The organism is Streptomyces sp. NPDC015144 (assembly GCF_043079735.1).
GTDB lineage: Bacteria > Actinomycetota > Actinomycetes > Streptomycetales > Streptomycetaceae > Streptomyces.
The window spans coordinates 76,364-90,962 of sequence record NZ_JBIBUU010000027.1; the positions used below are offsets into that span (position 1 = coordinate 76,364).

Consider the following 14,599-nt stretch of genomic DNA (forward strand, 5'->3'; position numbering starts at 1 on the left):
TAGTGCACTGACCCACTGACAACGCACTCAAACCGATGGGACCCCGTAAGGTGCCGGATCTTTACGCACGGACGGTGCCGACCCCCCGCGCACGGGCGGTGCCGGCCCCGCGCGGCCGGTGGCTACGCGGGCGCCACCAGGAGCGGCCTGGCCCGTTCGCGGAGCTCGGCGACGCGCGGCTCGTGCCCGTACGGTTCGAGCCGGTGGAGCAGGTCGCGCACGTACTCCGTGGTCCGGGCCGAGGAGATGCGGCCCGCCACCTCCACCGCCCGGGTGCCCGCGGCGCAGGCCGCGTCCAGGTTGCCGGACTCCAGCTCGGCCACCGCCGACACCACGAGCCGCAGCCCGTGCGAGCGGACGAACTCCTCGGTGGGCCGGGAGAGCGCCTGCTCGGTGAAGCGCTTCACCTGCCGGGGCGCCTTCAGGTCGAGATGGCACTCCGCGGCGTCGGCGGCGAACCGGTCGTACGAGTAGAAGCCCAGCCAGGACGGGTCGCCGTCGCCCTCCCGAGAGCGCTCCAACCAGCTCTCGGCGGCGGTCAGCGCGGAGCCCGCGGCTGCGGCGTCGTTCGCCTTGGCGTGGGCGCGGGCCTCCACCAGGCGGAAGAAGCTCATGGTGCGGGCCGTCGCGAGACCCCGGTTGCGCTCGACGGCGGCCTGGGCGAGGTCGACGCCCTCGTCGGCGAAGCCGCGGTAGGTCGCCTGCAGGGACATCGACGCCAGGACATAGCCGCCCAGGGGCACGTCGGCGGCGGCGCGCGCCAGCCTGAGGGCCTGGATGTAGTAGCGCTGCGCGGCCTCCTGCTGGCCGGTGTCGAAGGCCATCCACCCGGCGAGCCGGGTCAGCTCGGCGGCCGCTCCGAAGAGGGCCCGCCCCACCTCGTCGCTGTAGGAGCCGAGCAGCAGGGGAGCGGCGTCGACTCTTAAGCACTCGGGGACCATCGAGGAGCGCCAGTCCCCGCCGCCGTACTTGGAATCCCAGCGGCGGGCGTCCTGGGCGGCCTCACGGAGCTTGGAGACATCGCTGTGGCCGACCCGCAGCGGGGAGACGTCACCGGCGGGCGCGGTGCCGACGGTACGAGGAGTGTCGGGGGTGTTCTCGGCGGGCGCCGGGGACGCGCTGTCCGGGCGGGGCTGGGCGGGGATCGACGCGGTCTTCCGGCCGGCCAGCGCACCGAGCGCGCCGAGCGCCGCCCGGTCCGCCTGGGCGGTCAGCGCGGCCGGGGTGCCCGGACGCGGGCGTGCCCCGGACGGCGGCGCCGGGTCGGTGCCCCGGGCCGTCCGGCCCGTGGGGGCCTGGGGCCCGGTGGTGCCGCGTGCGCCCTGCGCGCCCTGTGTGCCCTGGTTGCCGGGGGCCGCGGCCTCGCCCGCGTCCCGCTCCACCGTCGCGTCGGCGGGGCATATCAGCCAGCGGGACGCGGGCGTCGCGTACGCACTCACCGAGAAGGAGCCCGCGAGGGACTGCCAGATGCCGCCGCCGCCCGCCCGGCGCCCGGCCAGATCCAGCCGGTACAGCTCGGTCGCCGAACGGACCGCCTCGGCGACACCGCGCGGGAAGGCCAGCCCTACCTCCGGCGCCGGATCGGCGTCCGCGAGCCCGATCTCGTGCAGCGGCACCGGCCGGCCCAGCTTGGCGCCGATCGCCGCGGCGATGAGATGGGGCGCGGCGCCCTGCGGCACCATGCCCTTGGCGACCCACCGGGCCACCGAGGTCTTGTCGTAACGGAGTGTCAGTCCGCGCTGCGCCCCGAGGTCGTTGACCCGCCGGGCCAGCCCGGCGTTGCTGATTCCCGCGAGGGCGAGAACGGTTCCGAGCTTCTCGTTCGGTCCGCGTTGCTCCCTGGACATGCGCCACCCCTCGACACACAGACGGCCGCCGCGTCGCCGTCGCGGCGCGCGGCATTCGCACCGGGTCCTCCCCCGGAGACCGGTTCCGGCGCCCCGGCCGCACACGCATGTGGCCGAGCCCCGGGGAATATGCCTCCTGCAGAGCACCTCAGTGCACCCAGCGTAGTTCGCCGCATCCCTACCGTTAAGGGGCAGACGTCCGTATGGCGGGATTGTTGCCAGGCGTCGCGGAGGGGGCGCCGGGGGCGCGGATCGGGCTTCGTGCAGGGGGAGTTCGGGCGGGACGCGGGGGCCGGCCGGAGCGCGGTCCGCACCCCGGCCGACGGCGCACGGCGACACCGTCCGGCGAGGTCGCGGGGGTGCGGCGGCGGTGCCGTGCGAGGCGTCCGGCACGTGCTCCTGGTGTGTGGCCGTGCGCCCGGCAGTGCGCTCTCGTCCGGCGGTTTCGGAGGAGTTTCCATGAGTGCTGCGTGGGTCGGCCCACTGCACCTGACTCAGTGGGCTGGGGGACACCGCCGCCTCATTCCCCGCAGGCGGCGGACCGGTCCGGGAGGCGGACGACGCCTCCCGGACCGAGCGCGGGCGGCTCCGGCGGAGATCGTCGACGGCCGCCGCAGGGCCCCGGCGAACCCGCGGGAGCCTTCGGGACGTCCTGCGGAACGAAGCGGTAGGAAAGGTGACTTCCCGTGCGGCGGGTCCGCCCTCGCGACGTTCCTGCGCACGCTGAAAATGGCTGAATGTCGTCGGTTGTTCGAGGTTGGGTCGCCGGGGGTGCGGACATCTCGACGGCCTTCCGCCAGTCGCCTTCCGGGCATGCGCGGACGGTTACCGGGTGACCGGATCCCGTCCGGCGCCTCCGGTCCGCGAGGGGCGCGCAGGGGGGCGCGTACGGTCCACGGTCGCTCGCTGAGCGTACGCGCCGCAGCGGCCGCCCGGAGTACGGGGTGCCGCTCGCCGTCGACGGCCGCGGCGCCCGGCCTTTGCCAGGGGCGCATGCCCGTCCGACGTGCGCCCCACACGGCCCCTCCCGCGCGCCGTTGTCGTGGCAGCATGTTCGCAACGGCGTCACGCGTTACCGGAGTTCGCCCGATAGTGCCCCGCTGCGCCGTTTTGTCCACAGCCTGTGGAGGCGGCGTTGCGTTGGTTGGTGGGGTGGAGCAGTATCGCCGCGAGCTTCGGCACGGCCGGCGCGGTCGGACCCCTCGACGAGGGGCGTGCGATGCACCCCGTGGGCTCCCAGCTCCTGTGGGGCGACCCGGACCCGCTCTGGGCGGTGGGCGACTGGCGCCCCGACGAGATCCGCCTGGTCTCGGTCGAGACCGCACCGGGCGAGCCCCCCGCCCGGATCGCCGTCCTCGGCTGCTGCGGAGCCACCGACGAACAGCTGCGCTCCGGACTGATCGCCGCCCGGGGCGGGGCGCTGCGCCACCTCACCTCCTGGTCCGGCAGCTACACGGCCGTCGTCCGGATAGGCCGCCGGATCACCGTCATCGGCGACCTCGCCGGTGCCCGCCCGGTCTTCTACACCCCCTGGGCGGGCGGCACCGCGTACGCCACCGCCGCGCTCCCGCTCGCCGACCTCATAGAGGCCCAGCTCGACATCGGCCATCTGGCCGCCCTCCTCGCCTGCCCCGAGACCCCGCAGGCGCTGCGCGACGGCACCCCGTACGCCGGGGTGAAGCGCATCCCGCCGGGCCACGCGCTCATCCTCCGCGAGGGCTCGCGCGAGATCACCGGCTACGAGGCGGTGGCCTCGCTCGCCGTGGCCGCGCCCGAGACGGACCCGGTGAGCGCCGTCGACGGGGTGCGCGACGCGCTGGTCGAAGCCGTACGCGCCCGGCTGCTGGCCCCGCGCCACGCCCCCGAGACCGCGCCGCCCGACCCCGGCCCGGTCCCCGGCATGGGCCCCGCCGACCGGCGGGCCGCCCGCGGCGCACCGGTCCCCGGCATCGGCGCCGACCTGTCCGGAGGCAGTGCCTCCGCCACCCTCGCCCTGCTCGCCGCCGGTCTCCCCGGACTCCCCGGCACCCTCCTCGGCCACGGCACCGGTGCGGGGACGCGGCTGCTCGCCGTCACCCTCAACGACCTCACCGCCCACGGCCACGAGGAGGAGCTGGAACGGGCCCGCGTCATCGCCGCCGACCCGCGCCTGCACCACGTGGTCGTCCCGGCCGGCGAGGAGGCCCTGCCCTACGCCGGTCTCGGCGGCGGCCCGCTCACCGACGAACCCGCCCCCGCCCTCGTCGTCGCCGAGCGCCACCGCCGACGCCTCGCCTCCGGCAGCGCGGACCACTTCGTCGGCGGCGGCGCCCGCCAGGTCCTCGACGCCCACCCGGCCCGCCTCGCCGACCTGCTGATGGACCGCCGCCGACGCCATCTGCTCCGCCCGGTCGCCGCACTCGCCCGGGCGGAGGGGCCGAGCGCGCACTCCCTGGTCGTCCCGCTGACCGTCTACCGGGCGGCCCGCCGCCTGTCCCGTACGTCGTACCGCGCCGGCCTGGAGCTGGCCGCCGACCGGCTGCCGGACGCCAACCGGAACGCCCCCGCCCTCGACACCCCCGCCGAGGCATCGCTCGACGCCCTCGCCTGGTCGCGTCCCGGGCCCGCCGCGCGCTGGCTGACCGGGGAGGCGCTCGCCGAGGTTGCGGCCCGGCTCCAGGACGCGGCCGTCCGGCCCGTCTCCGTACAGCGCCCCGGCGACGCCCGCGCCCGGGCGGTCCTGGCCCGGTACGCCGCCGACCACCGCATCCTGGAGCAGGCCGCCGAGAACCGCAGCCAGCGGCTGCACGCACCGTTCCTCGACAACCAGGTCGTCCGCGCCGCCCGCGCGCTCCCCGAATCGCTCCGGGTCCAGCCGGGCGCCCGCGCCACGGTCCTGCGCCGGGTGCTGGCCGGGGCCGGCGTCCACGACCTCCCGTCCGGCTGGGGCGCGCCCTCGCACGCCACGGCGGACGCGACCGCGCGCACCGGACTGCGCGCCGCGCTGCCGGAGTTGATCGCGCTCTTCGAGGCCCCGCTGCTCGCCGACGCCGGGCTGGTCGAGGCCCGCGTCGTACGGAAGGCGCTGCGCGCGGCCGCCGACGGCGCACCGCTCCCGCTGGACGGCCTCGCCCACCTCGCCTCCACGGAGCTGTGGCTGCGCCGTCTGGTAGCGCGCCGCGGCACCTGCTGGACGGGTACGGCGGCCCCCCGTCAGCGCGCGGTCGCCGGTGGCGTCGTACCGGGCAGGCGGACGCTCCAGGCGTAGAGCGTCCTCTTTCCGTCGCCCTTCCGCCCTCTTCCGGACCACGCCGGACGGCGGCCCCACCGCCCCGCGCTCAGCGGCAACTGATCCTGGAAACCGCCCAGTCGGCGAGCGCCACGGGCTTCCCGCGCCGGGCGGGTTCGACGACGAGCCGGATCCGCTCGCGGCCCGTGATGTCGACGCTCACGGGTACGGCCGGTTCGTCCCCGTTCACCACCGGCGACTGCCACAGCAGCGCCCCGTCCCCGTCGAGGACGGAGAAGCGTACGGAGCCGAGTCCCAGCGTCAGATCGTCGAGCCCGGCCATCGCCTCGTACCGCGTGCACTGCCGGTTGAGCTGGATGGTGACGGAGGAACGGGCGCCGACGGTCACCCCGGGCGCGTACGGCGTGCCGCCGATCGACACCTGGGAGCGCTGCCAGAGCCAGCTGCTCTCGCCCATCACCACCTCGGGCTCGGTGTGGTCGCCCATGAGGGAGTACCTCAACTCGCTGACCTGGTAGACGGTCGGCTCGGGCGGGGCCGGGGTGGGGGTCGGCGTCGGCTCCGGCGCGGGGGGTGTCGGCGTCGGCGTGGGTGTGGGCGTCGGGGGCGGGGTCGGGGGCGGGGTGGGTTCCGGCTTCGGCGCGGGGGGCGGTGCGGGTGCCGGGGGCGTGGGCGTCGCGGGCGCCGGGGCGGGCGGTTCGGGGCTGGGCGGCGGCGGTGCGGGCGTCGGGGGCGCCACCGCGGCGGGCCTCACCGGGCGCTCGGCCTCGGGCTTCGGCGCGTCGCTCCCGGTCATGGCCCAGACCAGCCCGGCCGCGGCGGCCACCGCGACCGCCGCCGCGATACCGGCCTTCACCGGGGCACCGAGCCCCTCCGAGGCGGCGGCGCCACCGGCCGCGCTTCCGCCGGAACCGCTCCCGGTGGTGGCCGCGGCGGCACCCGCCCCCGCGGCGGCCACCGCACCACCGGCCGCGACCCCGGCGGCCTTGAGTACGTACCCCGCGGCGAACCAGCCGATGACGGCAACCGGCAGCAGCGCGGGGATCCCGGCGTTGACCTGGGCCAACTCACCGGCGGCGATACGGCACTTCGCGCACTCCTCCAGGTGGCCCCGCAGTCCGCGCTCGGCCCGCACGCGGAGCCCGCCCCGGGCGTACGCGCCGAGCCGGTCCGCGTACCGCGCGCAGTCGCCGCCCGAGGTGAGCGACCGGCTCACATGGGCCTGGAGGTACGCCTGCTTGAGGCCCTCGCGGGCCCGACTGGCCAGCACCGCCGTGGCGTTGGCGGTCAGCCCGAAGAGCGGGGCGATCGCGCTGGGCGACTCCTCCTCGACGGTGGTGTGCCACAGCACCGCCTGCCAGCGCTCCGGCAGACTGCGGAACGCCTGCATCGCCATCGACCGCTCGGCCTCGTGCATCGCCAGCACATCGGCCCCGAGGTCGAGCGTGTCCGTGTCCGACAGCCGGGCGGGCCGGGCCGCCTGGGCGGCGAACACCGCGAAGTCGTCGACCAGTTGCTCACGCTTGGCGGTCTTGGTCCAGGCGGCGCCGACATGGCGGACGGCGGTCATGAGGTAGGCCCGTACGGCCTCCTCGGGGCCCTTGCCCCGGCGCACCGCCTGCAGGGTGCGGGCGAAGACCTCGGCCGTCAGGTCTTCGGCGGTGTGGGCGTCCCGGCAGCAGCTGCGCGCGTAGCGCCGTACCGCGTCGGAGTGGCGCCGGAACAGCTCCTCGTACGCATGGTCGTCGCCGTCGCGCATCCGCCGGATCAGCTCGGCGTCGGAGGGGGCGGTGGTGGTGTCGGGGCTGCCGCCCTCCCGCTGCATCGGCACCGCGGCCCCGGCCCCGGCCACGGCCCCGGCGTCAAGGTCGGTCGGGGCCGACCACGGGCCGGGCAGCACCGTGCCGCCCCCGGTGTCACCGCCGGACCGGGCGGACCCGCCCTGACTCGGCACCTGGCGGGCGGGGGCCGACCCGCCGGCTCCTGCGGCACCGCCCAGGGCGGAGACGTCGTCGAACGACTCTTCCTGCTGCCCGTCACCGCTCATCGCGGTAGCCCCCGTATGCGCTCTCGGACCCAAACTTCGGGCAAGAGTGCCACATGGCGTAATCACGACGGACCCTCAGCCCTGGCAACCACTCATCCGGGGCGTTTTTCCGAATGTGAGTACTAAAGGCCATTCATTCGGGGAAAGCTTGGTGATCTCCATTTCCCGTCGGACGCGCGAGGACGAGCACCGGACCTCTTCGGAAGAGCCCCGTACGGCGGCCGGACGACACGGAGACCGGCCGGACCGGGCGGATGGCCGGGGCGACGACGGGCACCTGGCGGGGCCTTGAACGAGACCCCGCCACATCGGGCCACCCACGCCGCCGCACCGCACCCGCCGCGCCCCACCGCCGTACAGGGCGCGGCGCCCGCCGTACGGGCACCGCCCCCCCGGGTCGCTCAGGCGGCCGGACGGGACCGCAGCCCCTCCAGCAGGATGTCCAGCAACCGGCTCGAAGCGGCGGCCTGCTGGGCCGCGTCGGGCAGCGAGGGCGCCGCCGTCGCTATCACCAGCAGCACGTCCGCGACCGTCACGTCCCCGCGCAGCTCACCGGCGGCACGTGCCCGGTCCACCAGGCGGCCGACCACCTCCAGCAGCTCACCGGCGCCCGTGTCGTCGTCCTCGACACCGCTCTCCCCGTCCGACGCCGACTCGACCGTCTGCCGCTGCTGCGGCACCCGGGCCTCGTCGCGGCCGTCGACCGGTGCGCCCACCGGCTCCCCGGTCACCACGGCCTCGCCGTCCTCGGCACCGACCCGCAGGACCTGCGGCGGCAGCAGCCGCCCCGCGCCCGAGGCCACCGACGTACGCAGGAAGCGCGACAGCGCCGACCAGGGCTCGTCCTCCTGGCCGAGCGCGGTGCGGGCCTGGTCGGTGAGGCGCGAGGTCTCCTCCTCGGCTATCCGCCGGACCAGCACGTCCTTGCTCGGGAACCGCCGGTACACCGTGCCGACGCCGACTCTCGCGCGCCGTGCCACGTCCTCCATCGGGGCCCCGTAGCCCAGCTCACCGAAGACCTCGCGGGCGGCGCGCAGGACATGCTCCAGATTGCGCTGCGCGTCCACCCGGAGCGGAGCCGTACGGCTGTTGGCCCCGGCCGGCGCACCGTTGGCCCCGGCCGTGACGCCCGGGGCCGGCTGCGCCGCCGCCCCGACCGTCGCCACCGATCCGTTCCGCCCGGAGTCATCGGACGAATGGGGCGTAACGGCAGCAGTGGTCGGCCAATGAGATTCCTGAATATGCATGACTTTCCCCCGGTTATGACGTCTCCCCCCGGAGACTTCCCGCCGTCTGAGCCAGGGAGCGGATCAACGTCCCGACCGACACCCCGGCGACCTACGAACATAGTTGAGCCCGGCTCAATTCAGAAGGGGGTAGTTCCGCACGGAGCGCCCCCCGATCGGAGCAAGGACCGGTTGGCCACCTATTGGTCTCCCGCACGGATACCCCGCCCCGACCCCTGACCTGCGCGGCTCCGCCCATTCCGCCGTACCGCGCCGCAACCGCCCGCCGAGAACCTCCGGTCACACAATTTGCCCAGGCTGTGGACAAACTCCTGAGCACGTTGCGTCATGGGGTGGTGATGGCTTCAGATTCCGGGGTGAACCCCCTCGGCCCCCCGCCGGGTACGCGCATTCTCGTCGTCGGCGGCGGCTACGTCGGGATGTACACGGCGCTGCGCCTCCAGCGGAAGCTGAAGCAGAAGCTCAGAAGGGGGGAGGCCGAGATCGTCGTCGTCACCCCCGAGCCCTATATGACGTACCAGCCGTTCCTGCCCGAGGCCGCCGCGGGATCGATCTCGCCGCGCCACGTCGTGGTGCCGCTCCGCCGGGTCCTCGCGCACTGCACCATCGTGATCGGCGAGGTGCGCACCCTCGACCACACCCGGCGCACCGCGACCGTCACCACCCTTGCCACCGGCGAGGACGGCACCGGCGCCCTCGAGATCCCGTACGACGAGATCGTCCTCGCCCCCGGCTCCGTCTCGCGCACCCTCCCGGTCCCCGGCCTCGCCGACCACGGCATCGGCTTCAAGACCGTCGAGGAGGCCATCTCCCTGCGCAACCACGTCATCGAGCAGATGGACATCGCCTCCGCCACCCGCGACCCCGCCATCCGCGACGCCGCGCTCACCTTCGTCTTCGTGGGCGGCGGGTACGCGGGCGTCGAGGCACTCGCCGAGCTGGAGGACATGGCCCGCTACACCGCGCGGTACTACCACAACATCACGGCGGACGACCTGAAGTGGATCCTCGTCGAGGCGTCCGGCCGCATCCTCCCCGAGGTCGGCGACGAACTGGGCGTCTACGCCATCCGCGAGCTGCGCGGCCGCAACATCGACGTACGCCTCGACACCCGGCTGGAGTCCTGCGAGGACCGGATCGCCGTCCTCAGCGACGGCTCCCGCTTCCCGACCCGCACCCTGGTGTGGACCGCGGGCGTCAAGCCCGCACCCCTGCTCGCCGCCACCGGCCTCCCGCTCGACGAACGCGGCAGGCTCCGCTGCACGGCCCAGCTCGCCGTCGAGGGCACCGCCCACGCCTGGTCCGCCGGCGACGCCGCCGCCGTGCCGGACCTGACCGCCACGGAGCCGGACTCCCGGACCGCCCCCAACGCCCAGCACGCGGTGCGCCAGGCCAGGGTCCTCGCCGGGAACGTCCTCGCCTCGCTCGCCGGTGAGCCCCTCCAGGAGTACCGTCACCGCAACGCGGGCTCCGTCGCCTCGCTCGGCCTCCACAAGGGCGTCGCCCATGTCTACGGCCGCAAGCTGAAGGGCTTCCCGGCCTGGTGGATGCACCGCACGTACCACCTCAGCCGCGTACCGACGTTCAACCGGAAGGCCCGCGTCCTTGCCGAATGGACCCTCGCCGCGCTCTTCAAGCGCGAGATCGTCTCCCTCGGCTCGCTGGAACACCCGCGGGCCGAGTTCGAGATCGCCGCGGGCGGCGGTCACCCCCGCCCGGACGGCCCACCGGGCCCCCGGTCCCCCTCCGGGCCGGACGGCCCACCGCGCGAAGGCCCCTGACGTGCCGTCGGCCCGCCGGTCCGCGCGCCGGACGGCGGCCCGTGCCGACAACTGTCCGTACGGTCCGTCACACTGGACGTGTGACCATAGGTGGGCCCACATCTGCACAGAGTGACCCGGCCGGCAGTGACCGACAGTGAGCATCCCGCGAGAGCGGACCAGACCGACACACGAGGCCAGAGATTCCGTGAACTTCACGCGCTGGAGCGCCCGCCTACCCGGAACGCAGCGCCGCGCCGCCGCACGGGACGACCGCAGTTCCGTGCCCCCGGCCCGCGCCGAGTACGCACGGCCCGAGGCCGGCCCCCACCCGCCTGACGACGGCCCGGGCACGGATCCCCGGCCCGGCGGCTCCGCGGTGGAGGACCTCTCCGCCGGGGAGATCCTCGGCCAGCTGCCCGCGCTGGTGGCCCTGGTGTACGGCCCCGACCACCGGATCGCGTACGTCAACGACGCCTACACCGCCGCCTTCGGCCCCCGCCCGACCGGCGCCCCCGCCGCCGAGGCCATGCCGGAGCTCGACGAACTCAGCCTGCTCCCCCTCATGGACCAGGTCCTGCGCAGCGGCACGCCCCGCACGGTCAAGTCCCGCAAGGTCCGCAACGGCAGCTCGTACACCGTGACCTGCACCCCGGTGCACCGAGGCGCCACGGACGACACCGCGCTCCGTGACGGCACCCCCGGCAGCCGGCGCCGCACCGGCCGCGGCAAGGGCGGAGCCGGTACCGGCGAGCGCGGCGTCCTGGTCTACGCCGCCGACGTCACCGACCACGCCGAGGCGGCCGAGCGGCTGCGCACCAGCGAGCGCCGCCACCGCGAAACGGCCGTCACCCTCCAGCGTTCCCTGCTTCCCCAGGAGCTGGAGCAGCCCGACGACCTCCGGATCGCCGCCACCTACCAGCCCGGCGGCACGGACGCCGCGGTCGGCGGCGACTGGTACGACGTCATCACCCTCGGCGCCGGGCGCACCGCCCTGGTGATCGGGGACGTGATGGGACGCGGGGTGCGGGCCGCCGCCGTCATGGGCCAGCTCCGCACGGCCGTACGCGCCTACGCCCGCCTCGACCTCCCGCCGCACGAGGTGCTCCAGCTGCTGGACGGCCTCGCCGCCGAGATCGACGCCAGCCAGATCGCCACCTGCGCGTACGCGGTCCACGACCCCAACGAGGGGCAGCTCGTCTACTCCTCGGCGGGCCACCTGCCGATCCTGGTGTGCGCCGAGGACGGCACGGTCCACCGCGCGGAGGACCCGACCGGCCCGCCGCTCGGCACGGGCGGCTGGATCCACACCTCGGGCACGATCCCGCTGCCGCCCGGTTCCACGGCCGTGCTCTACACGGACGGCCTGGTGGAGCGGCGCAGCGAGGACATCGACGAGGGCGTCGCCGCCCTGGAGCGCGCCCTGTCCGGCGCGAAGGGCTCGCCCCAGGTGGTCTGCGACCGGCTGATCCGCTCCCTCGGGGTCACCGCGGAGCACGACGACGACGTGGCGGTCCTGGTGGTCCAGCACCCCGCCCGCACCGGGGCGAACGCGGAGCTGTTCCACAACGCTTCGCTCGATCTGCTCGGCGGCATCGAGGCGGCCCCGCGCGCCCGCGCCTTCGCGAGCGGGGTGCTGACGTCCTGGCGCTTCCCGGTCGAGCTGTGCGACCTGGGCGTGCTGGCCGCCGGCGAGCTCGTCGCGAACTCCCTCAAGCACGGCACCCCGCCGATGCGGCTGGGCCTGCGGCGCACCGACCGCCGCCTGATCATCGAGGTGACCGACGGCGACGACCACCTGCCGCGCCGCCGCCGGGCCGAACCGGCGGACGAATCGGGGCGCGGCATCTCCATCGTCGCGACGATCGCCACGTCCTGGGGCAGCCGCCGCACCCCGGGCGGTGGCAAGGCCGTCTGGTGCGAGTTCGCCCTGCCGCACTGAGGCCCCGTCCGATCGGACGGGGCCCCGGTGGGTCAGTGTGCGGCGACGGCCGCCGGAACCTCGGCCCCGGTCCCGGCGTCCGGCCGTGACGTGGCGACCACCTTGGACGGCACCACGGCCAGCGAGGGCTGGTCCTGCACGGGAGTGAGCCTGCGGCCCAGCCGCAGCGCCAGCACCGTGATCCCCAGCGAGAACAGCACGAACGTCACGATGTACGGCCCGTGCAGCGTGGCGCCCATCGGGCCGCCCACGGCCGGCCCGACCGCCAGCGCGAGCTGCTTGCACAGCGCGAACGCGGAGTTGTACTGCCCGACCATCGACTCCGGCGCCAGATCGGCCACCAGCGGCGCCACGGTCGGCGACAGCATCGACTCACCGAGCCCGAACAGCGCGTACGTGGAGATCATCGCGGCCGTCGCCATGGTCTGGCTGCCGTGCCCGAGCCCCGCGTACCCCGCCACGATCCAGGCGAACGCCCAGATCAGACCGACCGACGCGATCACCCGGCTGCGCTTGCGGCGCTCCACGAGCCGCAGCACGACGAACTGCGCCACGACGATGACGGCGGTGTTGGCGGCCAGCGCGATCCCGAGCGTCGACGGCTGGATCCCGGCGGCCTCGGTCCCGTACGCCGCGAGCCCGGACTCGAACTGCCCGTAGCAGGCGAAGAACAGCACGAAGCCCAGCACGCACAGCTGCACCATGGCCCGGTGCGAGAGCAGCGCCCGCAGCCCGCCCTGCGCCTTGGCCCCGTCGGAGGGCCTGACACCGGGAACGGACGCGGTACGGGGCAGCCGCACCGTGACGGCGATGACGCCGAGCACCACGAACATCGCGGCCTCGATGAGGAACAGCAGGGTGAAGGAGGCGGGCCGGGCGGTGTCGACGATCTGCCCGCCGACCAGCCCGCCGATGCCGAGCCCGAGGTTCTGCAGGAAGAACTGCATGGCGAAGGCGCGCGTGCGGGTCGCGGTGCTGGAACACCACACGAGCATCGTCGCGAGCGCCGGCTGCATGACCGCCGTCCCCGCGCCGAGCACCGCGGCCGACAGCACGGCGGCGGTCACCCCCGACGACAGCCCGAGCGCCACGGCGCCCACGGCGGCGACCGCCGAGGCCACGACGAGCACGGGCAGCGGCCCGCGCCGGTCGATGGTCCGCCCGGTGAAGGGCAGCACGGCCAGCGCCGCCATGGCGAAGACCGCCAGTACGACTCCCGCGGTGCCAGCACCCAGATCACGTACCTGCGCCACATAGACGTACAGATACGGAACGGTGAACCCCAGCCCGAACGCGCTCAGCGCGCTTCCCAGCTGGATCCGCCGCAGTGCTGCACCCATCTCCCTGGTCACACTCACCTTCCTCAAGGTCTCGGAACGACATGGCGAGCCATCGAACGACTCGAACCCGAAGACTTTAGCACTAAAGTTAGAACGTCAACAATATAGGTCGAAGGACTTCGATGGCTTTGGAGGGCGTGCCATACTGCCCGCCATGTCTGACACCACCGAGGAGCCCGGACCGCAGGAGCCGGGCCTCGACGAACAGATCGCCGCCTACCAGCGCGAGTTCCGCGACCTGGACCCTCAGGTCGAGCAGGTCGTATCGGCGCTGGGCCGACTGAACCGCCGGATGAACGTCGCGTACGGACGCCAGCTCGCCGCCCTCGGCATCAGCAACGCCGAGTGGGAGGTCCTGAAGACGCTGGTGCTCTCCGGTTCGCCGTACCGCCTGGGCCCGGGCGAGCTGGCCAAGCGCCTCGGCCTCACCCCGGCGGCGATGACCCACCGCATCGACCGCATGGCGGGCGAGGGCCTCGTCACCCGGGACCGGGACGAGAACAACCGGGTCCGCGTGATCGTCGAGGTGACCGACGAGGGCCGCACGAAGTGGCTGGAGGCGATGCGCATGGCCACCGACTTCGAGGAGGACCTGCTCCAGGACCTCAGCGGCGAGGAGCGCGGAGTCCTCGGCGACATGCTGATCCGCCTGCTGCGCCGGGTGGAGCACGCTCAGCCGGACGCCGGCGGCCGCCTCACCGACCTGGACTGACCGGGCCTGGCGGGGCCTGACCGGGGCCGGTAAAAGGGCTTGACCTGCGGGCTTGACACCCCTCTGGCTGGTCCGTAAGGTTCTTCGAGTTGTCGCGGAGCCGGAACGGTTCTGTGACAGCCGATCCCGCCGCCGAGCGCGGCAACCAAAACTCAGCACGATCTCCCATCGGGAGCAATTTCGGCATGCCGAAATTGATTTCGAAGACTCGATTATGAGTCGCCGGGAAAATCCGCTAGAGTTTGAGCGTCGGAACGGCCCAAGGGCCGGGAAGACAAACCCCGCTGACTGGGAATCAGGCCCGAAAAGATCTGATAGAGTCGGAACCGCCGGAAAGGGAATCGCGGAAGCGAGGAACTGGAAAGCGGAACCCGCTTCGGCCGGGAATCGGAACTCGAAAGAGTCTGATAGAGTCGGAAACGCAAGACCGAAGGGAAAAGCCCGGAGGAAAGCCCGAGAGGGTGAGTACAAAGGA

Annotated in this window: 8 protein-coding genes; 4 read left to right on the top strand and 4 right to left on the bottom strand. The window is 74.2% G+C overall.

Going from position 1 to position 14,599, the window contains the following annotated elements:
• Positions 1–122 precede the first annotated feature (122 nt).
• Positions 123–1,847, bottom strand: coding sequence for a sporulation protein (locus tag ACF08W_RS32130; protein ID WP_385216909.1), 1,725 nt, complete (start codon positions 1,845–1,847; stop codon positions 123–125).
• A 1,135-nt stretch (positions 1,848–2,982) separates the two neighbouring features.
• Here ACF08W_RS32130 and ACF08W_RS32135 point away from each other — a divergent pair.
• A complete protein-coding gene (locus ACF08W_RS32135; protein ID WP_352279824.1) occupies positions 2,983–5,094 on the top strand; it encodes an asparagine synthase-related protein in 2,112 nt (703 codons plus the stop codon).
• 70 nt (positions 5,095–5,164) lie between these two features.
• On the opposite strand, the gene ACF08W_RS32140 is transcribed toward ACF08W_RS32135, so the two are convergent.
• Both ACF08W_RS32140 and ACF08W_RS32145 read right to left on the bottom strand, forming a co-directional pair.
• On the bottom strand, positions 5,165–7,123 hold the full coding sequence (locus tag ACF08W_RS32140) for a sigma-70 family RNA polymerase sigma factor (protein ID WP_392281459.1): 1,959 nt from the start codon (positions 7,121–7,123) through the stop codon (positions 5,165–5,167).
• Positions 7,124–7,524: 401 nt separating this feature from the next.
• Entirely contained in the window at positions 7,525–8,370 is an 846-nt protein-coding gene (locus ACF08W_RS32145; protein ID WP_392281460.1) for a TetR/AcrR family transcriptional regulator, read from the bottom strand.
• Between the two features lie 338 nt (positions 8,371–8,708).
• On the opposite strand from ACF08W_RS32145, the gene ACF08W_RS32150 reads away from it, so the two are divergent.
• On the top strand, positions 8,709–10,151 hold the full coding sequence (locus ACF08W_RS32150) for an NAD(P)/FAD-dependent oxidoreductase (RefSeq protein ID WP_392281461.1): 1,443 nt from the start codon (positions 8,709–8,711) through the stop codon (positions 10,149–10,151).
• A gap of 187 nt (positions 10,152–10,338) precedes the next feature.
• Positions 10,339–12,072 (top strand): SpoIIE family protein phosphatase, encoded by a 1,734-nt coding sequence (locus tag ACF08W_RS32155; RefSeq protein ID WP_392281462.1) that lies wholly within the window; start codon positions 10,339–10,341, stop codon positions 12,070–12,072.
• 32 nt (positions 12,073–12,104) lie between these two features.
• Here the strand turns inward: ACF08W_RS32155 and ACF08W_RS32160 are convergent, their stop codons facing one another.
• Complete coding sequence (locus ACF08W_RS32160) at positions 12,105–13,412, bottom strand: MFS transporter (protein WP_385216930.1); 1,308 nt, start codon at positions 13,410–13,412, stop codon at positions 12,105–12,107.
• 154 nt (positions 13,413–13,566) lie between these two features.
• Here ACF08W_RS32160 and ACF08W_RS32165 point away from each other — a divergent pair, with 154 nt between their 5' ends.
• The gene (locus ACF08W_RS32165; RefSeq protein WP_392281463.1) at positions 13,567–14,124 is read left to right on the top strand and encodes a MarR family winged helix-turn-helix transcriptional regulator; all 558 of its coding nucleotides are present in this window, start codon (positions 13,567–13,569) and stop codon (positions 14,122–14,124) included.
• Positions 14,125–14,599 lie beyond the last annotated feature (475 nt).

What these genes read in the sequence shown, in the direction of transcription:
- ACF08W_RS32165 (WP_392281463.1), top strand. Translation starts at nt 13,567, where the DNA reads ATGTCTGACACCACCGAGGAGCCCGGACCGCAGGAGCCGGGCCTCGAC.
- ACF08W_RS32150 (WP_392281461.1), top strand. Translation starts at nt 8,709, where the DNA reads ATGGCTTCAGATTCCGGGGTGAACCCCCTCGGCCCCCCGCCGGGTACG.
- ACF08W_RS32160 (WP_385216930.1), bottom strand. Translation starts at nt 13,412, where the DNA reads ATGGGTGCAGCACTGCGGCGGATCCAGCTGGGAAGCGCGCTGAGCGCG.
- ACF08W_RS32140 (WP_392281459.1), bottom strand. Translation starts at nt 7,123, where the DNA reads ATGAGCGGTGACGGGCAGCAGGAAGAGTCGTTCGACGACGTCTCCGCC.
- ACF08W_RS32130 (WP_385216909.1), bottom strand. Translation starts at nt 1,847, where the DNA reads ATGTCCAGGGAGCAACGCGGACCGAACGAGAAGCTCGGAACCGTTCTC.
- ACF08W_RS32145 (WP_392281460.1), bottom strand. Translation starts at nt 8,370, where the DNA reads ATGCATATTCAGGAATCTCATTGGCCGACCACTGCTGCCGTTACGCCC.